Annotated in this window: 18 protein-coding genes and 1 pseudogene; 6 read left to right on the top strand and 13 right to left on the bottom strand. The window is 57.8% G+C overall.

Annotation, left to right across the window (positions count from 1 at the left end):
- Positions 1-2: 2 nt before the first annotated feature.
- The 3 genes from actP to acs all read right to left on the bottom strand — a co-directional run bounded on the left by actP (position 3) and on the right by acs (position 4011).
- On the bottom strand, positions 3-1652 hold the full coding sequence (gene actP / locus L6R44_RS17625; RefSeq protein ID WP_237424953.1) for a cation/acetate symporter ActP: 1650 nt from the start codon (positions 1650-1652) through the stop codon (positions 3-5).
- Complete coding sequence (locus L6R44_RS17620) at positions 1649-1963, bottom strand: DUF485 domain-containing protein (RefSeq protein ID WP_024906733.1); 315 nt, start codon at positions 1961-1963, stop codon at positions 1649-1651. The genes actP and L6R44_RS17620 overlap by 4 nt, the downstream gene beginning before the upstream one ends.
- Before the next feature lie 89 nt (positions 1964-2052).
- On the bottom strand, positions 2053-4011 hold the full coding sequence (gene acs / locus L6R44_RS17615) for an acetate--CoA ligase (RefSeq protein WP_237424952.1): 1959 nt from the start codon (positions 4009-4011) through the stop codon (positions 2053-2055).
- 423 nt (positions 4012-4434) lie between these two features.
- Here acs and gltP point away from each other — a divergent pair, with 423 nt between their 5' ends.
- Positions 4435-5748, top strand: a complete 1314-nt coding sequence (gltP, locus tag L6R44_RS17610; protein ID WP_024906735.1) for a glutamate/aspartate:proton symporter GltP — start codon at positions 4435-4437, stop codon at positions 5746-5748.
- Between the two features lie 80 nt (positions 5749-5828).
- Here the strand turns inward: gltP and L6R44_RS17605 are convergent, their stop codons facing one another.
- The 3 genes from L6R44_RS17605 to fdhF all read right to left on the bottom strand — a co-directional run bounded on the left by L6R44_RS17605 (position 5829) and on the right by fdhF (position 9247).
- On the bottom strand, positions 5829-6503 hold the full coding sequence (locus L6R44_RS17605) for a tetratricopeptide repeat protein (protein ID WP_237424951.1): 675 nt from the start codon (positions 6501-6503) through the stop codon (positions 5829-5831).
- A gap of 121 nt (positions 6504-6624) precedes the next feature.
- Positions 6625-6777 (bottom strand): Hok/Gef family protein, encoded by a 153-nt coding sequence (locus L6R44_RS17600; RefSeq protein ID WP_032644722.1) that lies wholly within the window; start codon positions 6775-6777, stop codon positions 6625-6627.
- Between the two features lie 322 nt (positions 6778-7099).
- Positions 7100-9247 (bottom strand): formate dehydrogenase subunit alpha, encoded by a 2148-nt coding sequence (fdhF, locus tag L6R44_RS17595; RefSeq protein ID WP_237424950.1) that lies wholly within the window; start codon positions 9245-9247, stop codon positions 7100-7102.
- A 256-nt stretch (positions 9248-9503) separates the two neighbouring features.
- Between fdhF and L6R44_RS17590 the strand changes: the two genes are divergently transcribed.
- Positions 9504-10235, top strand: coding sequence for a response regulator (locus L6R44_RS17590; RefSeq protein ID WP_237424992.1), 732 nt, complete (start codon positions 9504-9506; stop codon positions 10233-10235).
- A gap of 3 nt (positions 10236-10238) precedes the next feature.
- Here L6R44_RS17590 and lpxO read toward each other — a convergent pair whose 3' ends face one another.
- From lpxO to L6R44_RS17555, 7 genes are all read right to left on the bottom strand, one after another.
- Positions 10239-11147 (bottom strand): lipid A hydroxylase LpxO, encoded by a 909-nt coding sequence (lpxO, locus tag L6R44_RS17585; protein WP_032644726.1) that lies wholly within the window; start codon positions 11145-11147, stop codon positions 10239-10241.
- Between the two features lie 143 nt (positions 11148-11290).
- A complete protein-coding gene (locus tag L6R44_RS17580) occupies positions 11291-12295 on the bottom strand; it encodes a carbohydrate kinase family protein (RefSeq protein WP_237424949.1) in 1005 nt (334 codons plus the stop codon).
- Positions 12295-13155 carry a ketose 1,6-bisphosphate aldolase gene (locus tag L6R44_RS17575; RefSeq protein WP_237424991.1) on the bottom strand — a complete coding sequence of 287 codons (861 nt, stop codon included), beginning with the start codon at positions 13153-13155 and terminating at the stop codon, positions 12295-12297. The genes L6R44_RS17580 and L6R44_RS17575 overlap by 1 nt, the downstream gene beginning before the upstream one ends.
- Positions 13156-13165: 10 nt before the next feature.
- On the bottom strand, positions 13166-13852 hold the full coding sequence (locus L6R44_RS17570) for a D-lyxose/D-mannose isomerase (protein ID WP_237424948.1): 687 nt from the start codon (positions 13850-13852) through the stop codon (positions 13166-13168).
- A gap of 79 nt (positions 13853-13931) precedes the next feature.
- A complete protein-coding gene (locus L6R44_RS17565; RefSeq protein ID WP_237424947.1) occupies positions 13932-14873 on the bottom strand; it encodes an ABC transporter substrate-binding protein in 942 nt (313 codons plus the stop codon).
- 32 nt (positions 14874-14905) lie between these two features.
- Entirely contained in the window at positions 14906-15901 is a 996-nt protein-coding gene (locus L6R44_RS17560; RefSeq protein ID WP_032644731.1) for an ABC transporter permease subunit, read from the bottom strand.
- A gap of 2 nt (positions 15902-15903) precedes the next feature.
- Positions 15904-17418: a sugar ABC transporter ATP-binding protein gene (locus L6R44_RS17555; protein ID WP_237424946.1), complete on the bottom strand. Its 1515-nt coding sequence runs from the start codon at positions 17416-17418 to the stop codon at positions 15904-15906.
- Positions 17419-17644: 226 nt separating this feature from the next.
- Here L6R44_RS17555 and L6R44_RS17550 point away from each other — a divergent pair, with 226 nt between their 5' ends.
- The 4 genes and pseudogenes from L6R44_RS17550 to L6R44_RS17535 all read left to right on the top strand — a co-directional run bounded on the left by L6R44_RS17550 (position 17645) and on the right by L6R44_RS17535 (position 21536).
- Positions 17645-19924, top strand: a complete 2280-nt coding sequence (locus L6R44_RS17550; RefSeq protein WP_237424945.1) for an ATP-binding protein — start codon at positions 17645-17647, stop codon at positions 19922-19924.
- A 105-nt stretch (positions 19925-20029) separates the two neighbouring features.
- The gene (locus tag L6R44_RS17545) at positions 20030-20335 is read left to right on the top strand and encodes a hypothetical protein (protein WP_032644734.1); all 306 of its coding nucleotides are present in this window, start codon (positions 20030-20032) and stop codon (positions 20333-20335) included.
- Between the two features lie 50 nt (positions 20336-20385).
- Positions 20386-20754, top strand: a pseudogene (locus tag L6R44_RS17540) (DUF2345 domain-containing protein); the annotation flags it as partial.
- Positions 20736-21536: a DUF4123 domain-containing protein gene (locus tag L6R44_RS17535; RefSeq protein ID WP_032644735.1), complete on the top strand. Its 801-nt coding sequence runs from the start codon at positions 20736-20738 to the stop codon at positions 21534-21536. The pseudogene L6R44_RS17540 and the gene L6R44_RS17535, both read left to right, overlap by 19 nt.
- The last annotated feature ends 34 nt before the right edge of the window (positions 21537-21570 follow it).

Raw genomic sequence — 21570 nt, 5'->3', positions numbered from 1 at the left:
GCTTAGTGCGCGCGGCCCTGCTCAACGCCCAGGCCGGTTTGTGAGCGAATAAACTGGGCGCGGAATTTCTCACGCTCCAGGTTACCCTCCGGCGAGTTGTCGGTGGCCGAGAAGAACCAGATGCCGATAAACGCCACGGCGATCGAGAACAGCGCCGGATACTCATACGGGAAGATGGCGCTTGCGTGACCGAGGATCTGCACCCAGATGGTCGGGCCCAGAATCATCAGGATCACCGCCGTCAGCAGCCCCAGCCAGCCGCCAATCATTGCCCCACGCGTGGTCAGTTTCGACCAGTACATGGAGAGCAGGATGATTGGGAAGTTACAGCTTGCCGCAATCGAGAAGGCCAGCCCCACCATAAAGGCGATGTTCTGCTTCTCAAACAGAATGCCCAGCAGAATCGCCACGACGCCCAGCACCAGCACGGTGATTTTCGAAACCTTCAGCTCATCGCGCTCGCTCGCCCCCTTGCGGAAGACGTTGGCGTAGAGGTCATGCGATACCGCCGACGCGCCGGCGAGGGTCAGACCCGCAACTACCGCCAGAATGGTGGCGAAGGCCACGGCGGAGATAAAGCCGAGGAACAGGTTGCCGCCTACCGCGTCCGCCAGATGCACAGCCGCCATGTTGTTACCGCCAATCAGCGCGCCCGCCGCGTCTTTAAACGCCGGGTTCGCCCCCACCAGCATGATCGCGCCAAAGCCGATGATAAAGGTCAGAATGTAGAAGTAACCCATGAAGCCGGTGGCGTAGAAGACGCTTTTGCGTGCCTCACGCGCGTCGCTTACGGTAAAGAAGCGCATCAGAATGTGCGGCAGGCCAGCCGTACCAAACATCAGGCCCAGGCCGAGAGAGAGCGCGGATATCGGGTCCTTCACCAGCCCGCCAGGGCTCATGATCGCTTCCCCTTTCGGGTGAACCGCCATCGCTTCGGTGAACAGGTTGTTGAAGCTGAAGCCGACGTGCTTCATCACCATAAAGGCCATAAAGCTGGCGCCGAACAGCAGCAGGACCGCTTTGATGATCTGCACCCAGGTGGTCGCCAGCATGCCGCCGAACAGCACGTACATCACCATCAGCACGCCCACCAGCACCACCGCGATGTGGTAGTTCAGGCCGAACAGAAGCTCGATCAATTTACCCGCGCCGACCATCTGCGCAATCAGGTACAGCGCCACCACCACGAGAGAGCCGCAGGCGGAGAGGGTGCGAATCGGCCCCTGCTTCAGGCGATAGGATGCCACGTCCGCAAAGGTATAGCGGCCCAGGTTGCGCAGGCGTTCGGCAATCAGGAACAGGATGATCGGCCAGCCGACGAGGAAGCCGAGAGAGTAGATCAGGCCGTCATAGCCGGAGGTATACACCAGCGCGGAGATCCCGAGGAACGAGGCGGCGGACATAAAATCACCCGCAATCGCCAGCCCGTTCTGGAAGCCGGTAATGTTGCCGCCTGCGGTGTAGTAATCGTTACGGGAGCGCACGCGTTTCGACGCCCAGTAAGTGATGTACAGCGTCAGCACAACGAAAATCAGGAACATCACAATCGCCTGCCAGTTGGTCGGCTGGCGCTGTACCTCGCCGGTAATGGCATCCGCCGCGTGAGCGGTAAAGGGAAGTGTGGCGGCGAGCGCCGTCAGGACTCGCTTCATGATGCTTTTACCTCTTGCAGTACCGCTTTATTAAGACGATCGAATTCACCGTTCGCGCGCCAGACGTAGACGCCGGTCAGCAAGAATGAAATCACAATCACGCCAATGCCAATCGGGATGCCGCGCGTCACGCTGGTCCCCTCGTGCAACGGGGTGCCCAGCCAGTGTGGGGCAAAGGCGATCAGCAAAATAAAGCCGACATAGATAATCAGCATGATGATGGAAAGGATGAAGGCAAACCGTTGCCGCTTATCGACGAGCTCCCTGTAGTGCGCACTATTCTCTATCTGCTGACAAATATCGTTATTCATCACAGAGTTCTCCAAAGGTAAGGTTGGTTTGTTTTATCCCCTCTCCCCTATGGGGAGAGGGTTAGGGTGAGGGGAGAGGGAGAAAAGATTTATGAAGGCATCGCGATGGCCTGCTTCTCTTCGAGCAGTTTTTCCACCACGCCAGGATCCGCGAGCGTTGAGGTATCACCGAGGTTGCTGGTATCCCCCGCCGCGATTTTGCGCAATATACGGCGCATAATTTTGCCGGAGCGGGTCTTCGGCAGCGAGTCGGTCCAGTGCAGCACGTCCGGCGTCGCCAGCGGGCCAATCTCTTTACGCACCCAGTTGCGCACCTCGGCGTACAGTTCCGGTGACGGCTCCTCGCCGTGGTTCAGGGTGACGTAGGCGTAAATCGCCTGGCCTTTGATGTTGTGCGGAATGCCGACAACCGCCGCTTCGGCGATCTTCGGATGCGATACCAGGGCAGATTCAATCTCGGCGGTGCCCAGACGGTGGCCGGAGACGTTCAGCACGTCGTCCACGCGGCCGGTGATCCAGTAATAGCCATCTTCGTCACGACGCGCGCCGTCGCCGCTGAAGTACATGTTTTTAAAGGTCGAGAAGTAGGTCTGCTCGAAGCGATCGTGATCGCCGAACAGGGTACGCGCCTGGCCCGGCCACGAGTCTGTGATGACCAGGTTGCCTTCGGTGGCACCGTCCAGCGGGTTGCCTTCGTTATCCACCAGTGCAGGCTGGACGCCGAAGAACGGACGGGTTGCCGAGCCGGCTTTCAGCTGCGTGGCGCCCGGCATCGGGGTGATCATAAAGCCGCCGGTTTCGGTCTGCCACCAGGTGTCCATCACCGGGCATTTCTCGTTGCCGATTTTCTTCCAGTACCATTCCCAGGCTTCCGGGTTGATTGGCTCACCCACGGAACCGAGGATGCGCAACGAAGAGCGGTCGGTGCCTTCGATGGCCTTATCGCCTTCCGCCATCAATGCGCGGATCGCCGTTGGCGCGGTATAGAGAATATTGACCTGGTGCTTGTCGACGACCTGGCACATCCGCGCCGGAGTCGGCCAGTTGGGTACGCCCTCAAACATCAGCGTGGTCGCGCCGCAGGCCAGCGGGCCGTACAGCAGGTAGCTGTGCCCGGTCACCCAGCCCACGTCGGCGGTACACCAGTAGATGTCGCCCGGGTGGTAGTCGAAGACGTATTTAAAGGTGGTGGCCGCGTAGACCAGATAGCCGCCGGTGGTGTGCAGCACGCCTTTCGGCTTACCGGTTGAGCCGGAGGTATAAAGAATGAAAAGCGGATCTTCAGCGTTCATCTCTTCCGGCTGATGCTGGTCGCTCGCGTTTTCAATCAGGTCGCTCCACCACAGGTCGCGCCCCTCGTTCCAGTCGATTTTGCCGCCGGTACGCTTAAGGACGATGACGTTGCTGACCGTTTTGACGTTCGGGTTTTTCAGCGCTTCGTCGACGTTTTTCTTGAGTGGGATACCGCGTCCTGCACGCACGCCTTCATCGGCGGTGATCACCAGTTTTGAGCTTGAATCGACAATACGACCCGCAACCGCTTCTGGCGAGAACCCACCAAAGATAACCGAGTGAATGGCGCCGATACGCGCGCAGGCCAGCATAGCCACCGCCGCTTCCGGCACCATCGGCATATAGATCGCGACCACATCACCCTTTTTAATGCCTTTTTCCAGCAGGACGTTGGCGAAGCGGCACACGTCGCGGTGCAGCTCTTTATAGGTAATGTGTTTGCTCTGTGAGGCATCGTCGCCTTCCCAGATGATGGCGGTTTCATTCCCGCGCTCGGCAAGGTGACGATCCAGGCAGTTCGCCGCCAGGTTCAGGGTGCCATCTTCATACCATTTAATGGAGACATTGCCGGGCGCAAAGGAGGTGTTCTTCACCTTCTGATATGGCTTGATCCAGTCAAGGATATGGCCCTGCTCGCCCCAGAAGGCGTCCGGGGCGGTGATAGATTGCTGATACTTCTCGTGGTACTGCTCCGGGTTTATCAGGCAACGGTCCGCAATATTAGCGGGAATGTCATGTTTGTGTATTTGGCTCATGGCTTTTTTTCTCCTTGTAAGATGTTAATAATATGTCACTAAAACGTTAATTGTAGGGGCTTTACAAGCTTTGTTTATTATTTGGGCTACAGATCACGCATTGTTTGAACAGGTTGAAAAATGAGCGAATGAAACTTTGAAGGAAAATAATTCACGCCAACAATTATTCACATTTATGTTTAAAAAAGCGTTTTTATAACAAAAGGTTATTTATCAGAATCAGGAGAAACTCTCGTCACAGACGCTTTTACGGGTGAAATGCGTCGATCTTTAAGGCTTGCGCAACAGGCCGCGCAGATGATACTCATACGCCGCGTTAAAAAATCCCATAAATCGACGCAACACAATTCATACCCTTTCAGTATGTCCCCCTATTCATGCAGTTTTCGTGAATAAGGCGCTTCATTGAGGAAGTCAGTTTCTATGAAAAACGTTAAAGTCAGCCTGGCCTGGCAGATCTTAATCGCCCTTGTGCTGGGCATTCTGCTGGGCAGTTACCTCCACTATCACAGCGACAGCCGCGAGTGGCTGATTGCGAACCTGCTTTCCCCGGCAGGGGATATCTTTATTCATCTGATCAAGATGATTGTGGTACCGATTGTGATCTCGACGCTGGTGGTGGGTATCGCGGGCGTCGGCGATGCGAAGCAGTTAGGCCGTATTGGTGCGAAAACCATTATCTATTTCGAAGTGATCACTACGGTTGCGATTATCCTGGGTATTACCCTGGCGAACGTGTTCCAGCCGGGTTCCGGGATCGATATGTCGCAGCTGGCAACGGTGGATATTTCGAAATACCAAAGCACCACGGCGGATGTACAAAGCCATGCGCACGGCCTGATGGGCACCATCCTTTCTCTGGTGCCGACCAACATCGTGGCATCGATGGCGAAGGGTGAGATGTTGCCGATTATCTTCTTCTCGGTGCTGTTTGGTCTGGGGCTCTCTTCACTGCCGGCAACGCACCGCGAACCGCTGGTGACCGTGTTCCGCTCTATCTCCGAAACCATGTTTAAAGTGACCCACATGGTGATGCGCTACGCGCCGGTAGGGGTGTTTGCGCTTATCGCCGTCACCGTGGCGAACTTCGGTTTTGCCTCCCTCTGGCCGCTGGCGAAGCTGGTGATCCTGGTTCACTTCGCCATCCTGTTCTTTGCGCTGGTGGTGCTGGGCATCGTGGCGCGCCTGTGCGGGCTGAGCATCTGGATCCTGATTCGTATCCTGAAGGATGAACTGATTCTGGCCTACTCCACGGCAAGCTCTGAGAGCGTGCTGCCGCGTATTATTGAGAAGATGGAAGCCTACGGCGCGCCGGCGTCGATCACCAGCTTCGTTGTACCAACCGGCTACTCCTTTAACCTGGACGGCTCCACGCTGTACCAGAGTATCGCCGCTATCTTTATTGCGCAGCTGTACGGCATTGACCTGTCGCTGTGGCAGGAGATCGTGCTGGTGCTGACGCTGATGGTGACGTCTAAAGGCATCGCAGGCGTACCGGGCGTTTCGTTCGTGGTGCTGCTGGCAACGCTGGGCAGCGTCGGCATTCCGCTGGAAGGCCTGGCGTTTATTGCGGGTGTCGACCGTATCCTCGACATGGCGCGTACGGCGCTGAACGTGGTGGGTAACGCGCTGGCGGTACTGGTTATCGCCAAGTGGGAACATAAATTCGATCGTAAAAAGGCGCTGGCGTACGAACGCGAGGTGCTGGGTCGTTTTGATAAGACGGCTGACCAGTAATGTGTTAAGCCCGGTGGCGCTGCGCTTACCGGGCCTACGGGTTTTGTAGGCCGGGTAAGGCGAAGCCGCCACCCGGCACTTTATTCTCCGCTCAACGCATCAAACTCTTCGCAGCCCGTATCAAACCCTTCAGTGCAGCTCAGGTTCAACCAGTACAGCGCTTTCTGTTTATTCGGCGTGATAAAGCCTTTCTCGCCCTGCCTGAACAACATTCCTGCCCAGTACTCGGCGTAGCCCGTACGTGAAAGGGCTGAACTCCGCTTGAACCACGATGCGGCCTGCACATCATCCTGCGCCACCTCTACGCCGTTGGCATATATCAGCCCGAGCAGCATTTGCGCATCGACCGCAGAGTCGCTGTCGATATCTTCGGTCGCCGTTTGCAGCAGTTTGATGGCCTGAGGGTAGTCGGTTTTACCGGCCTGAGTATTGACCAGCACGCGGGCCAGCATAATCGCGCCGCGTTTGCTGCCTGCAATATTGGCCTGTTGCGCGAGGGCTTTGGCCTGGGCGTAATCGCCCTGCGTAAAGTGGATTTGCGACAACAGCGCCATGGCGTCGACATCGCCACCTTTTGCCGCTTTTTCGGCCCACAGCGCAGCCTGCTTGCTGTCGCCAGAGCTGAAGTATGTATCGGCAAGATAATACTGGGCGCGGGCATCACCGGCTTCCGCCTGCTTTTGATACTGGCTGCCTATCTCATCTGCATGGGCAAGGGAGGTTAAAAAGAATAACAGCAGAAAAATGGGTTTCATGGATTCTTATCATCTGGGTACACGCCGCGCAGTATAATCGCGGGCGCAAAAGAAAAAAATGGGTGCATTAAGACCTCAGCATCCTACAAGCCGGGCGGAACCGCTGTTCCGCCCGAAGAGGTTAGCCTGCGTTGCAGGCTAATTTAGCCGCCACCTCCTGATGTTCACCCTTTATTGAAAACTCGCATAACTTACCGCGAGTAATAAAGGTAAAGATCACTATCGTCAGGCAAATAATAAAGACGATACCTAACGCAGTTTTTAATGGCGTCATGCCTTTTACTCCTTGTCAAAAAAAGAATAAGAGGCTACTCTCAACCTGTTGGGAGTTGAGGGAGTAGCCTCGGGTAAATGAAAATTTCCCGGGGCTTCCTACTTTCTGTCCCTCAACAATGCTCAAGACAGAAAGTCTTAAGCACCCGCCGCACATCTTATCTCTCTGAATTAAAATGCAAAGATGTAATTCTATTCTGCGTAAATTACATTATTTCTGCGAGCAGCTTTCCAGAATAATAATTGATATTATTGATGAGCTAATCGGAAATAAAAAGGGAGTGAATAGTTCACTCCCTTTATTCATCGATGAATTAACGGCTTCAGCCCATTGCGCTTTCGCGCAGGCGGGCTTTCAGCTTGTTATATTCGTCGATCACATACCGTTCCGCCGCGTGCTGATCCGCAATCGGTTCAACGTTGACGGCGCAGTATTTATACTCCGGCGTTTTGGTTATCGGGCTTAAGTTCTCCGTCACCAGCTCGTTGCAGGCGCCAATCCACCACTGGTAGGTCATATAGACCGCCCCTTTGTTTGGACGATCGCTGACCTGCGCGCGGGTGATGATCCGCCCTTTGCGCGAGTTCACCCACACCAGCGCGTCATCCTCGATGCCGAGGCGCTCCGCGTCGGCGGTGTTGATCTGCGCATAACCCGGCTCGTCCGCCAGCGCGGCCAGCGCGGCGCAGTTACCGGTCATCGAACGACAGGAGTAGTGGCCCACTTCACGTACGGTTGAGAGCACCATCGGATACTCGTCGGTGAGTTTATCGATGGGGGCGACCCAGTCGCAGGTGAAGAACTGTGCCAGCCCGTTCGGGGTGTCGAATTTCTCCTTAAAGAGATAGGACGTGCCTTGATCGGCCTCCGACTCATCCCGGCACGGCCACTGGATGTAGCCCAGCTCGCCCATTTTTTCATAGGTGGCACCGTAGAAGTCCGGGCACAGATGCCGCAACTCGTCCCAGATCTCCTGGGTGTTGTTGTAGTGCATCGGGTAGCCCATGCGGGTGGCGATTTCGCTGATGATTTGCCAGTCCGTTTTCAGATCCCACTTCGGCTCGACCGCCTTAAAGAAGCGCTGGAAGCCGCGGTCCGCCGCCGTGTAGACGCCTTCATGCTCGCCCCAGGAGGTCGACGGTAAAATCACGTCCGCCGCCGCCGCGGTTTTGGTCATGAAGATATCCTGGACAATCACCAGCTCCAGATCCTCAAACCCTTTACGCACCGCAGAGAGCTCGGCGTCGGTCTGGAGCGGATCTTCACCCATGATGTAGGCCGCACGCACTTCGCCATGCGCCGCGCGGTGCGGCAGCTCGCTGATGCGATACCCGGTGTGTTCCGGCAGGCTTTCCACGCCCCAGGCCTTCGCGAATTTGGCGCGGTTCTCCGGGAACTTAACGTACTGGTAGCCCGGATAGGTATCCGGCAGCGCGCCCATATCGCAGGCGCCCTGGACGTTATTCTGACCACGTACCGGGTTAACGCCGACGTGCGCCTTGCCCAGGTTCCCCGTCAGCATGGCGAGGCTGGTCAGGGAACGCACGGTTTCCACGCCCTGGTAGAACTGGGTCACGCCCATGCCCCAGAGAATGGCGGCGGTTTTCGCCCCGGCGTACATTCGTGCGGCCTGGCGGATCTCCTGCGCGCTGACGCCGGTTATCGCTTCAACCGACTCTGGCGTATAGCCTTCGACAATTTTCTTATACTCTTCAAAACCTTCCGTACGGCTGGCGACAAACGCCTGGTCGTACAGGTTCTCCTCAATAATGACGTGCCCCATCGCATTCAACAGCGCGATATTCGAGCCGTTTTTCAATGCAATGTGCATATCCGCAATGCGCGCGGTTTCAATTTTGCGCGGATCGCAGACGATGATTTTCGCCCCGTTCTGCTTAGCGCGAATAACGTGGTTCGCGACGATAGGGTGAGAATCCGCCGGGTTATAGCCAAAGATGAAGACGAGATCGGTATTATCTATCTCGTTGATGGCATTACTCATTGCGCCGTTACCGACCGACTGGTGCAGACCTGCAACCGATGGGCCGTGTCAGACGCGAGCGCAGCAGTCGACGTTATTGGTTCCAATAACGGCGCGCGCGAATTTTTGCATCACATAGTTGGTTTCATTCCCCGTCCCGCGTGAGGAACCGGTGGTCTGAATCGCATCGGGGCCATACTTGGCCTTGATGGCGCTAAGGCGCGTGGCGACGTAATCCAGCGCCTCGCGCCAGCTGACGGCTTCCAGCTTGCCGCCGCGTTCGCGACGGATCATAGGGCTTTTCAGGCGCGGGGTGAGGATTTGGGTATCGTTAATAAAATCCCAGCCGTAGTAACCTTTCAGGCACAGCGTGCCCTGGTTGGTTTTCCCCTGTGCGGCCTCTGCCCGGACGATTTTGCCGTTATCGACCACCAGGTGGATCTTGCAACCTGAGGCACAATAAGGGCAAACCGTGACGACTTTCTTCATCAGTCTGCTCCAGTTAATCGAATCATTCGCACCCACTATGCAGCTTCTATGCCATGTTTTTTGTATGGCTACTCCCTGACTTTACGGCCCCTTCGCGGTGAAAACCCTGACAAAAAGCAGCCCATCGTCAAAATTGACGTGTCGACAGGGCTGCGGATGTGACATGGGTTGAATTTCCGTCACTGAAAAAACCCTTTAACTGGAGCCGACGGCAGAATGGTTCAGACTTAACATAATCCCCTGACGGAAGCATATGATGAAACCGGCGATTCTGGTGGTTGATGACGATACGGCAGTCTGCGAACTGCTTCAGGATGTGCTGAGCGAGCACGTCTTTAGCGTGCTTGTCTGCCATAACGGCCAGGATGCGCTGCGCCGCGTACAGGAGGAGCCGAATATCGCGCTTGTCCTGCTGGATATGATGCTGCCGGATATCAACGGCCTGCAGGTTTTGCTGCAGCTGCAAAAGCAGCGACCGGCGCTGCCGGTGATCATGCTAACCGGGCTGGGCAGTGAGTCCGACGTGGTGGTGGGGCTGGAGATGGGGGCCGACGACTATATTGGCAAGCCGTTCAACCCGCGCGTGGTGGTTGCCCGCGTGAAAGCGGTATTGCGCCGTACCGGCGTGCTGGCTGCCGAAGCGCCCGCAGCGCCCGCGGCGGGCATCGCGTTTAACGGATGGACGCTCGATACCACCCGCTGCGAGCTGAGCGATCCGCAGCGTAATCCCGTGCCCTTAACCCAGGGCGAGTACGGCCTGCTGCTGGCGCTCACGCAAAATGCCCGTCGGGTGCTGAGCCGTGACCGGCTGCTTGAGCTGACCCACAGCGAAAGCGCTGACGTGTTCGACCGCACTATCGACGTACTGATCATGCGCCTGCGCCGGAAGATCGAGGCCAATCCGCATCAGCCTGCGCTCATTAAAACCATCCGCGGACTGGGGTATGTATTTGCCACCGACGTTAGCCGCCCCGAACAGGCGGCATAAGGTTTACGTTATCGCCGGAACAAGAAGGGCGGCAAAAATGGCGCTGATGCACAGGTACTTGAGGGCGTAATAGGCTTTACGATTCCGTTTTTTAAGACGTTGTCCGCGTTCGCGGCCCGCATGAACATATTTAAAAATGCGGTTAATGCCGCCGGTGCGGTCATTATCGTCATTCGGTGAGCTGGCCGCAGACATCAGCGTGGTGCCCACCCAATGGTTAACCGCCTGCGCCCAGCGCCACTTCATCGGACGCTCGATATCACAGAAAAGAATAATGCGCGTCCGATCGGTTTTATTTTCCGCCCAGTGGACGTAGGTCTCATCAAAAATGACCGCCTCGCCATCGCGCCAGCTATGACGCTGCTGGTCAACTTCAATAAAGCAGCGATCGTCATTCGGGGTAGATAAGCCCAGGTGATAGCGCACCGAGCCCGCGTAGGGATCGCGATGCTTGCCCAGCTTTGCCCCCGCAGGCAGTTCGGCAAACATGGCCGCCTTCACGCAAGGAATTTGACTCACCAGCCGCGTGGTCACCGGGCAAAGGGCTTGCGCAGAAGGATGGGCATCGGCGTACCATTTCAGATAAAAACGCTTCCAGCCGCGTTTAAAAAAGGTGTTAAAGCCAGCGTCATTATTATTTTGCGCTGCCTTTATATGATCCTGTAAACGCACCGCCTCTTCACGAATAACCTGCCAGTTTTCCGTCAGCGTGTTTAATTCGGGGAAACGCTCTGTTTCAAAGAAAGGCTGCCTGGCGGGCAGGGAAGAGAACGCCGTCATAAACATATTGATGGGTGCCATGAACGTCGAATGGTCGAACAACTGACGAGACAGCGTCTGTTTTTCTTTGCCGCGTGAATGCGCGTAAATAACGCTAATAATGAAAATACCGATGATGATGGCTGCGAACATTTTTCCCTTGTCCTCTTTCTATCTCATTTCGGAAAAGCGTGCGGACAGAGTGCTGCCCACGCCGAATATGCCAGATGGAGAGAGTGTAGTTCGGGAATGCAAAATTCATAGAACTGTAATGAAAAATCGCAATTATTGTTAAATTAAGTGCCCTCGTGAATAAAAGCCTGCAGCTCGGCCAGCGTTTTTGCGCCGTCAATCGCGTTGGCGGCCAGCAGGCTTGCCCGCGCGCAGGCGTGCGCCAGATAAATGCTTTCCGTGAGCGGCAGCGACTCATGGCAGCCGTATAAAAAGCCCGCGCAAAAGGCATCGCCCGCGCCGACGCTGCCGATGATCTCTTCCTGCTCCAGCATCCATGACGGGATCCAGCGGCCCTCTTCACCGCGTGCTTCTCCCCATGCGCCTTCCGGACAGTGGATCACCACCCGCTGGCGTACGCCGGCCGCCAGCAGCCGCGTCGCGGCTTCTGCGATATGGGCAACGTGCGGGACGTCGTTTTCGTCACGCATCGTCAGGCCGCTAAACTCACCGGCCTCCAGCTCGTTAATCACCAGATAGTCGAGATGGCGCAGGGCAGGGAGCACCAGCGGCTGATAGCGCGGGTCACCCTTGCGGGAAACCAGATCGAGCGACGTTTCATACCCCTGGTCGCGCATCTGCGCCAGCAGCCGCGCGCTGCGGGTGCCGAACTCATCGTCGGGCATATCCAGGCTGTCGAGCAGCAGCAGATAGCCGAGGTGAAAGATCTTCATCGATCCGTCCAGGCGATCGAAGGCGGGAAGATCCAGCAGGCGGTTCGCGCCCGGGGAGTGGAAAAAGGTGCGCTGTCCGCTGGGATCGGTCATGACCTGCGACATGGAGGTTGGCGCAAAGGTGGTGCGCTGTACGCGCTGGCGGTTGACGTGGTACTGGTCGAGCATCGCCAGAATGTAGTCCCCGTCGCCGTCTTCGCCAATCAGACCCACCGCCTGCAGCGGCAGGCCAACGTGCATTTTCGCCAGCGTCAGCAGGACGTTGAGCGGCGCGCCCCCGGTTGACCGTTCGCTGTGGGTGATTTCCGCCAGCCAGCCGCGCTCCGGCCACTGCACGATCTGGTGGACGTGGTCCACCAGCATATTGCCAGCGGCGATGATGCCTTTACGTTCCATTATGCCTGCCCCGCGCTGCCGAAGATGCGCATCTGTTCGGCGACCGTATCGGTAATAGCCTCTTCTATCCCCAGCAGCAGCTCGGCAAACTCATCGTAGAGCGGCTGGCGTTTTGCCATCCGCTGCTCCACGGCGGCAAGCGCGGCCTGCGACATCCCGGTATAGAAATTGATTTTATGAATACCCAGCTCGATGGCGCGGCGGAAGTCGGCATCGCTAATCCCGGAGCCGCCGTGTAAAACCAGCGGCAGCCCCGTCTGCTGGCGAATGGCGTCCAGACGCGGGAAATCGAGCTTCGGCTCGCCTTTATACTTGCCGTGTGCGTTGCCGATGGCGACCGCCAGCGCGTCAATGCCGGTTGAATCGACAAATTCGCGCGCCCGCTGCGGGTCGGTAAAGCAGGCTTCATCCGCATGGCCGTAAAGCGCGCCGCCTTCATCGCCCCCGACCGCGCCCAGCTCCGCCTCCACCGACACGCCCACCGCGTGGCACATCTTCACCACCTCCCGCGTCTGGCGGATGTTCTCCTCGTAGCTCAGCGTCGAGCCGTCGAACATCACGGAGCTGAACCCCAGGCGCAGGGCGCGCACCACGGCGTCAAAATGCAGGCCGTGGTCGAGGTTGAGCACCACGGGAATAGCGTGACGGGCGGCCTCGAACTTGACCGCTTCGACAAGCGAATCCAGGGACACGTACTTAAAATGCACTTCGGCGATGTTGATAATAAACGGCGAGCGCTCCTGCTTTGCGGCGGCGAACAGCGCGCGCAGGAAGTGGGAATCAAGGACGTTAAACGCGCCCAGCGCATAGCGGTGCTGTCTGGCGTGTGCCAGGCCGTCGGCAAGAGAAATCAATGGCATCATTCACCCCTTAAATCCGAAACAGGTTGTACTCGTTGCACAGCACCAGCACGGCCGGTTCGTCCTCTTCGATGTTGTTATAGCGGGCAACGGGCTGCAAAAAGTGGTTGTCGTGCTCATCGTCATTCACCGATGACACCTCCCCAACCAGCACGTCGCCGAAGCCGCGTTCGCCCCAGAAACTGTGGTACAGGCCGGGCGTCAGGCAGATGCTTTCCCCTGGCGTGAGGCGAAGCTGGCTGCCGGGCGCGTGAGTCTGACGGCAGCCGTCGACGGTAACCGTCACGTCGGTGTTTTCCGTCTCTTCATGCGCCCCGGCATTCCATAACTCAATGATAAGGTTCCCGCCGCCCCGGTTGATGATGTCTTCCCGCTTGCGCCAGTGAAAATGCATCGGCGTGACCTGGCCGTCGCGCACGTGCATGATTTTTTCGGCATAGCCTTTTTCATACGGCACGCCGTTGGGCGAGCCGTTGCGCAGGGTAAACAGCGTCAGCCCCTCGGCGGCAAAATGATTGCCGCCGAACGCGGTCACGTCCCAGCCGAGCTTGAGGTCGAACACTTCCTGCCATGCGGCCTGGTCAAGCTGCTGCCATTTCGTTGGCGGAAAGCTGGCAAAGGGCGGGAGATGCACGTCGTGCATGGAAAAAAACTGCCGCGTGTGGCCGAGGATCTCGTTAATGTCGGAGCGTTTCATGGGGACTCCTTCGATTAGGTGCAAAACGTACCCCTCACCCTAACCCTCTCCCCTTTGGGGAGAGGGCAGGGTGAGGGGGTTACTTAACCGTCCACCCCTTATACGTGCCGACGTTCTTTTTATCGATCATCGTCACCGGGATCAGCACCGGTTCTTTCGGCGCCGGTTTGCCCTGGAGAATGTCATAGCCGATCTCCACCGCCTTCGCCGCCATCACCTGCGGATCCTGCGCCGGGGTCGCGACAAACAGCGAGTTTTCGCGCTTCAGCGCTTCCTCACCGTCCGGGCTGCCATCCACGCCGACGATAAAGAACTCGTTGCGCTGCGCCTGTTTCGCCGCCAGATCGGCGCCGATCGCGGTCGGATCGTTAATCGCAAACACGCCGTCGATCTTCGGATTGGCCGCCAGCAGGGAGGTCATCACTTCCAGACCGCCTTCACGGCTGCCCTTGGCGTTCTGGTTATCCGAGAGCACCTTGATATCCGGGTGTTTTTTGAATTCCGTCTGGCAACCTTCCACGCGGTTTTGCACCGCTGAGACCGGCGGTCCGTTGATGATCACCACGTTGCCTTTGCCTTTCAGGCGATCGGTAATGTACTTACAGGCCATTTCGCCCGCCTGGGTGTTATCGGAGGTAATGGTGGCGTCAGCCCCTTCCGCCGCGACGTCAACCGCAACGACCACGATCCCGGCGTCCTTCGCGCGCTTCACCGCCGGGCCGATCCCTTTGGAGTCCGCGGCGTTGAGGATGATCATGTCCACTTTCGCGGCGATGAAGTTGTCGATCTGCGCCACCTGCTGGCCCAGATCGTAACCGCTGGAGACCAGCGTCACCTTGACGTTATCGCCCGCCAGCTTGCGCGCTTCCAGCTCGGCACCTTTGGTGATCTGCACGAAGAACGGGTTAGCCAGGTCGCCCACCGTCACGCCGATGGCCTTCAGATCTTTTGCCTGCGCAAACGACGTTGCGGCAAGCAGTGCGCCAGCACAGAGCGCGGTTACTAACGGTTTCAAACGCATAGTGTTTTCCTCGAAGCTGTAGGGTTTTGTTGTTATGCACTTTGATGGTGTCGGGTACGGTATTTGTCGATCAGCACCGCTATGATGATCACCGCCCCTTTGATCACCAGCTGCCAGAAGTAGGAGACGCCCATTAGCGTCATGCCGTTGTTGAGGGTGGCGATGATAAGCGCGCCGACCAGCGTGCCGGTGATCGTGCCGATCCCGCCGACGAAGCTGGTGCCGCCGAGGATCACCGCCGCAATCGCGTCCAGCTCGTAGCCCGTGCCGAGGTTGCCGTTGGCGCTGTAGAGGCGCGAGGCGCTCATGACGCCGCCGAGGCCGGAGAGCAGCCCGCTCATGCCGTAGACAAATAGCAGCACCAGCCAGACCTTAATGCCCGTTAAGCGTGCCGCCTGCATGTTGCCGCCCACCGCATAGATGTGTACGCCGAGCGTGGTGCGACGCAGGATGAACCAGCACACCGCGATTACGGCGAGGGCGATAACCACCAGCCAGGGAATCGGGCCGAGATAGTTATTGCCGATCCACTCGAAGCTGATGTTGGAGTTAATGACCGTCGTGCCGTCGGCCAGCAGGTAGGCCGCACCGCGCAGCGCCGTGTAGGTGCCGAGCGTGACGATAAAGGGCGGCAGCCCGGCAAAGGCCACCAGCGCGCCGTTAAACAGGCCCAGCACCATGCCGAGCATCAGCGCGGCCGGGATGGAGAGCATGGCGAACTCCGGAATAAGCGACACCACCATCGCCGCCACTGCCGTGGTGCCCAGAATCGAGCCGACGGAGAGGTCAATCCCGCCGGTTAAGATGATGAAGGTCATCCCCGCCGCCAGCACGATGTTGATCGACGCCTGACGGGTGATGTTAAGCAGGTTGCTCTCGGTAAAGAAGTTGGGGGCGATAAAGCCAAATACCGCCACAATCAGGATAAGAATCGGCAAAATGCCGACCGTTTGCATCAGATCGCTCATCAGCATTTTTTTTGCGGAGGCGGATTTCGCCACCTGCTGCGGACTGGTTGAATGCGTCATGGTTACACCGCCTGATGATGAGAGTCGTTTACGCCGGTTGCCAGCGTCATGATGTTTTCCTGAGAGATGTCGCGCCCGCGGAGTTCACCCGCGATGCTGCCTTCGCGCATCACGTAGACCCGGTCGCTCATGCCCACCACTTCCGGCAGCTCGCTGGAGATCATTAGAATCGCCACCCCTTTACGCGCCATCTGGTTCATGATGCGGTAAATCTCGCTTTTCGCCCCGACGTCCACGCCGCGCGTCGGTTCGTCGAGAATCAGAATGCGCGGGCCAATCGCCACCCAGCGCGAGATCAGCAGCTTTTGCTGATTGCCGCCGGACAGCCCGCCCGCGCGCACCTGCGAATGCGGTACGCGGATGTTGAGCAGGGCAATCGCGTCATCGGAAATCGACTGCGCTTTTTTGCGGTTCAGCATGCCGAAGGTAGCGTCGCGCTCCAGCGTCGCCATGGTGATGTTCTCCTGCGCCGCCAGCTCCAGAAACAGCCCCTGCTCCTTGCGGTTCTCGGTGAGAAAACCGATGCCGTTTTCGATGGCCGCGCGCGGGGAGTGGATCACTACCGGCTCGCCGTCGACCTCAATCATGCCGCCGGTGGCTTTACGCACGCCGAAGATGAGCTGCGCCAGCTCGGAGCGTCCGGCCCCGACCAGGCCCGCCAGGCCGACAATTTCGCCGGAACGCACCTGCAGGCTGCACGGCTGCACTTTTTTACCGTCGGTGAGGTGGTGCACGTTGAGGCGCGGGCTGCCGAGGGGGATATCACGCTCCTTGTTGAACAGGTCGCTCAACGGGCGGCCCACCATCATTTTCACCAGCTCGGAGGCGTTGAGCCTGTCGCGCGTCAGGCTGCCGACGTACTGCCCGTCGCGCAGAACGCTGACGCGGTCAGAGAGTTCATACACTTCCGCCATGCGGTGGCTGATGTAAATAATCGCCATCCCTTCATCGCGCAGGCGCAAAATCAGTTCAAACAGGCGGTGCGTTTCCCGTGAGGAGAGGGCGGCGGTGGGTTCATCCATCACCAGAATGCGGCTGTTGCGGTGCAGCGCGCGGGCGATTTCCACCTGCTGCTGCTCGGCGATGGTCAGCTTCATCACCAGGTCGGTGGCGCTGAACTGCGCGCCGAGGCGGTCAATTACGGCCTGCGCCTGAGTAGCCATCTCTTTGCGCTTTACCATCCCGCCGCGCGACAGCTCGCTGCCGAGGAAGATATTCTCGGCTACGGTCAGATTGGGCGCGAGCTGCATCTCCTGATAAATCAGGGTGATGCCTGCGGCCAGGGCGTCTTTCGGCCCCTTAATGTGAAACGGCTGGCCGTCAATCAGGATCTCGCCGCTGGTGGCGGTATAGGCACCCGCGAGGATTTTCATCAGCGTGCTTTTTCCCGCGCCGTTTTCGCCCATCAGCGCGTGGATCTCACCGGGAAAAACCGTCAAATCTACACCCTTGAGCGCGTGGAAGCTGCCAAACGTTTTGGCAATGCCGCGCATCTCTAATACGGGGGTTCTGCTCATGGCGGATCTCCTGTGAATGCCGATTTCTGCACTTCATCACAGGTGCGTAAATGCAAAATGTCAGAAGCTGTTCATATTTGTCATAGTGATGAATAGCTAAGGTGGATCACATTTTACCCTCACCCCGGCCCTCTCCCTGGAAGGGAGAGGGAGCAAATCATCCCCTCGCCCCTTTGGGGAGAGGGTTAGGGTGAGGGGACACCAAACCGCACAGGAGCCGAAACCTATGCCATCACGCCCCCCGTTTTTCGCCAGCGCCCGTGGCCGCCTGCTGATGTTCAATCTGCTGGTTGTTGCGGTCACGCTGATGGTGAGCGGCGTAGCGGTGCTCGGCTTTCGGCACGCCAGCCAGATCCAGGAGCAGGTGCAGCAGCAAACGCTGGATGACATGACCGGCAGCATGAACCTGGCGCGCGATACGGCAAACGTGGCGACGGCGGCGGTGCGGCTTTCGCAGGTCGTCGGGGCGCTGGAGTATAAAGGTGAAGCCGAGCGCCTGAAGCAGACGCAAATGGCCCTGCGCCGCTCGCTGGAACAGCTTGCGGATGCCCCGCTGGCGCAGCAGGAACCGGCCCTGGTAGCGCGGATTATTCAACGAAGCAATGAGCTCCAGCAGAGCGTGACGGAGATGCTGGAGCGCGGACAGCGACGCCATCTGGAGCGGAACGCGCTGCTGAGCGCGCTGTACCAAAGCCAGAGCTACCTGCGCCATCTGCAGGATCTCAACCGCCGCTATGGCAGCAACGTGCCGGATGCGCGGCAGCTAATGGAGATGGACCGGCTGATCGCCGCCGCTATCGATACCCCTTCGCCGCGCGCGACCGTTCAGCAGCTGGACGCGGTGGCCGCAATGCTGCCCCAAAATGCCGAACTGCCGGTCGTGAAGGGGGTACTGCCTGATTTTAATGCCGAGCTAGGCAAGCTCGCCCCGCTGTCGAAGCAGCTGGAAGAGAGCGATCTGGCAATAAGCTGGTATATGTTCCACATCAAGGCGCTGGTGGCGATCCTCAACAGCGACATTAATCAGTACGTCGAGCAGGTGGCGCAGGCTTCACGGCTGCGTACAGCGCAGAGCCACCACGAGCTGCAGTCCATCAGCGTGTTTATCAGCGTCTTCGCCGTGCTGGCGCTGATCATCACCGGGTGCGCCTGCTGGTATATCTACCGCAATCTGGCCTCCAACCTGACGGCGATTTCCCGGGCCATGTCGCGCCTTGCCCACGGCGAGCAGGATGTTTCCGTTCCCGCCCTGCAGCGGCGCGATGAGCTGGGAGAGCTGGCGCGCGCGTTTAACGTTTTTGCCCGCAATACCGCCTCGCTTGAGCACACCACGCGGCTGCTGAAAGAGAAAACCACGCAGATGGAGATCGACCGTGTTGAGCGTCAGGGGCTGGAAGAGGCGCTGCTGCACAGCCAGAAAATGAAGGCGGTTGGACAGCTAACCGGCGGCCTGGCGCATGATTTTAACAACCTGCTGGCGGTGATCATCGGCAGTCTTGAGCTCACCGATCCTGAATCAAAAGACGCGCCGCGCATCGGCAGGGCGCTGAAGGCGGCCGAGCGTGGTGCCTTACTGACCCAGCGCCTGCTGGCGTTTTCCCGCAAGCAATCCCTGACGCCGCATGCGGTAGAGATGCTGCCGCTGCTGGAGAACCTCCGGGAACTGCTGCGCCACTCCCTGCCCGCCACCCTGACCCTGGAGATTGAAGCGCAAACCCCTGCCTGGCCCGCCTGGATAGACGTCGGCCAGCTGGAAAACGCCATCATCAACCTGGTGATGAACGCGCGTGATGCGATGGAAGGGCAAAGCGGGGTGATTAAAATTCGCACCTGGAATCAGCGCGTCACCCGCAGCGACGGGCGCAGGCAGGATATGGTGGCGCTGGAGGTCATTGACCGCGGCAGCGGCATGTCGCAGGAGATTAAATCCCGGGTCTTTGAACCGTTCTTCACCACCAAGCAGACCGGGAGCGGGAGCGGGTTAGGGCTGTCGATGGTCTACGGCTTTGTGCGCCAGTCCGGTGGTCGCGTAGAGATTGAAAGCGCGCCGGGGCAGGGCACCACCGTCCGGCTTCATCTGCCGCGCTCCGTGCTGCCCGCCGCGGCAGAGGATGAAGCGCTGTCAGCAACCGCCTCCGTCGATAGCGAGCGCCTGGTGCTGGTGCTGGAAGATGAGGCGGACGTTCGTCAGACCCTGTGCGAACAGCTGCACCAGCTTGGCTACCTGACGCTGGAAGCGGACAACGGCGAGCAGGCGCTGAGCATGCTGGCGGCGTCGCCGGATATTGGCATGTTTATCAGCGACCTGATGTTGCCGGGAAGCCTGGGCGGGGCCGAGGTGATTAACCACGTGCGCAGCCATTATCCGCAGCTTCCGGTGCTGCTCATCAGCGGCCAGGATTTACGGCCCGCGCATAATCCTCAGCTGCCGGACGTTCAGCTACTGCGCAAGCCGTTTACCCGCGCGCAGCTGGCGCAGGCGCTGCGCAAGGTGACGGTAATTTGAGATTTCTTAGTGATTTTCAGAATTTAACCTCTATTTCAGCCATTTACAGCACACTCTCTCCATGCAAACATCCTGATTAACCTTAATTTAAATCAGGTCTTTGTTATGGATAACTGGCTGGCGCTTTTCGACGGACAGACCCGCTATTTTCTGGATATCAACGACAGCCAGGTAAAGCCGGACGTTCTGCGCTTTAGCGGCAGGGAAGCACTGAGCGAGCCGTTTAAGTGGGATATTGAGTTCACCACGCCGCAGGGCAACATCGTCCCGGAAGACGTGCTGATGAAGTATGCTTCCGTCCGGCTGAAATCTCGTGCCCTGAAATCTACGGCACCCTGCCTGCCCGCGTTGAGAGCCGGGAGAAGAATGTCATTCACGCGCATCTGGATGAGCAGGGGCGCTACCGGGTGAAGCCGGAGTTTGACCGCGAAGGAACAGAGCAGGGCTTTGGGTATCTGTGGCTGAGGCTGAAGGCCAGCGAAGGTCCTGTGGAGGTGCAGGCGAAGAATGCAAATATGCGGTTGTTTGCAGAGAGAAAGCTGACGCTGAGCTCGGCGAGTGACATATCCTTTGCCGGTAAAAAACGCATCACGCTGATTGGTGGCGGGAGCTACCTGCGGCTGGAGGCGGGGAAAATTGAGTACGGCACGATGGCGGCGTATCTGCGCCGGGTGAAGCGGACGATGGCGGCGGGTGCGGCCACCATGCAGTTATCCATTCCGCTTCTCCCGGGCCAGTATTCGCCACTGAATGTGAGTGCCTCCTCAATGCCATCAAAGCCAACGACGCTATCGTTCAGGGAGCGTAGACAATGGATGTTACAAAAATGATGCAGGTGCTACCTGAATCAACTCACACTCATATCTTTATGTTGCTGGAAGGCGGTGCGCGAACACAGGACGCTTTTCAGGCTTTTTATAACGAACATGCGTCGGCTTTGTATTCGCTTTATCTCTATCCGCACCTTGCTGAATTCAGAAACTATGGCCCTTGGTTGTTCGCATTAAAAAATAAGGAGACGCAACATCGTTATATTGATTCCACCCCGGGTTTAACCGCTGTTATCGCCTCTTCACGCTCAGGAGGCGCTTTAGCCGTTCAGCTTTCTGCTGCATGTACAATTATTTCGCCCAATGGGGCCGCGGCTTTAGTGCGTTTTTATACGCGGGATGTGATGAGTTTGCTGGCGAGTCGTAACGACCGTGAATGGCACAGTGTGTTATTTAGAGGGGTTTCACAGTGGTGGGCACCTGAAGAAAATGGATGGCATCCTGTAGATATACCACCTTCACTGGTAATAAATGAGAGAGACAGCGCCATACGGCTGAATAAAGAAGAATGGCAATATCTCGCGGATGAACCGGTTGTCACCAGTTTATTAACAGCTTGGAAAAAGTTGCCGTCCAGCCAGCATTTTTCCCCTTGCGTACAAAGGAATATGGTCAAAAAAGCGCTGAAAAAAGCCTGCGAAGGGAAAATGAAAGCAGGCACAGAGCAAAAGCTGTATGCCCTTTTTTATCTTGATGGCGGTAAAATAACACTGGCGTCAGGGACGATGCAATCTGCATTAGAAAATGTGGCTCTGGGGAAAGTCTCGCTGGAGCAGGTTTAAAAAAATGACGTTCAACATCAGGGATGAAAATACA

Source organism: Enterobacter cloacae complex sp. ECC445 (assembly GCF_021892025.1).
Lineage (GTDB): Bacteria > Pseudomonadota > Gammaproteobacteria > Enterobacterales > Enterobacteriaceae > Enterobacter > Enterobacter chengduensis.
The sequence above is the reverse complement of the archived record's forward strand: the minus strand, read 5'-3'. Positions and strand labels throughout refer to the sequence as shown.

Coding starts and splice junctions, on each gene's coding strand:
- actP (WP_237424953.1), bottom strand. CDS start 1,652: ATGAAGCGAGTCCTGACGGCGCTCGCCGCCACACTTCCCTTTACCGCT.
- L6R44_RS17620 (WP_024906733.1), bottom strand. CDS start 1,963: ATGAATAACGATATTTGTCAGCAGATAGAGAATAGTGCGCACTACAGG.
- acs (WP_237424952.1), bottom strand. CDS start 4,011: ATGAGCCAAATACACAAACATGACATTCCCGCTAATATTGCGGACCGT.
- gltP (WP_024906735.1), top strand. CDS start 4,435: ATGAAAAACGTTAAAGTCAGCCTGGCCTGGCAGATCTTAATCGCCCTT.
- L6R44_RS17605 (WP_237424951.1), bottom strand. CDS start 6,503: ATGAAACCCATTTTTCTGCTGTTATTCTTTTTAACCTCCCTTGCCCAT.
- L6R44_RS17600 (WP_032644722.1), bottom strand. CDS start 6,777: ATGACGCCATTAAAAACTGCGTTAGGTATCGTCTTTATTATTTGCCTG.
- L6R44_RS17590 (WP_237424992.1), top strand. CDS start 9,504: ATGAAACCGGCGATTCTGGTGGTTGATGACGATACGGCAGTCTGCGAA.
- lpxO (WP_032644726.1), bottom strand. CDS start 11,147: ATGTTCGCAGCCATCATCATCGGTATTTTCATTATTAGCGTTATTTAC.
- L6R44_RS17580 (WP_237424949.1), bottom strand. CDS start 12,295: ATGGAACGTAAAGGCATCATCGCCGCTGGCAATATGCTGGTGGACCAC.
- L6R44_RS17575 (WP_237424991.1), bottom strand. CDS start 13,155: ATGCCATTGATTTCTCTTGCCGACGGCCTGGCACACGCCAGACAGCAC.
- L6R44_RS17570 (WP_237424948.1), bottom strand. CDS start 13,852: ATGAAACGCTCCGACATTAACGAGATCCTCGGCCACACGCGGCAGTTT.
- L6R44_RS17565 (WP_237424947.1), bottom strand. CDS start 14,873: ATGCGTTTGAAACCGTTAGTAACCGCGCTCTGTGCTGGCGCACTGCTT.
- L6R44_RS17560 (WP_032644731.1), bottom strand. CDS start 15,901: ATGACGCATTCAACCAGTCCGCAGCAGGTGGCGAAATCCGCCTCCGCA.
- L6R44_RS17555 (WP_237424946.1), bottom strand. CDS start 17,418: ATGAGCAGAACCCCCGTATTAGAGATGCGCGGCATTGCCAAAACGTTT.
- L6R44_RS17550 (WP_237424945.1), top strand. CDS start 17,645: ATGCCATCACGCCCCCCGTTTTTCGCCAGCGCCCGTGGCCGCCTGCTG.
- L6R44_RS17545 (WP_032644734.1), top strand. CDS start 20,030: ATGGATAACTGGCTGGCGCTTTTCGACGGACAGACCCGCTATTTTCTG.
- L6R44_RS17535 (WP_032644735.1), top strand. CDS start 20,736: ATGGATGTTACAAAAATGATGCAGGTGCTACCTGAATCAACTCACACT.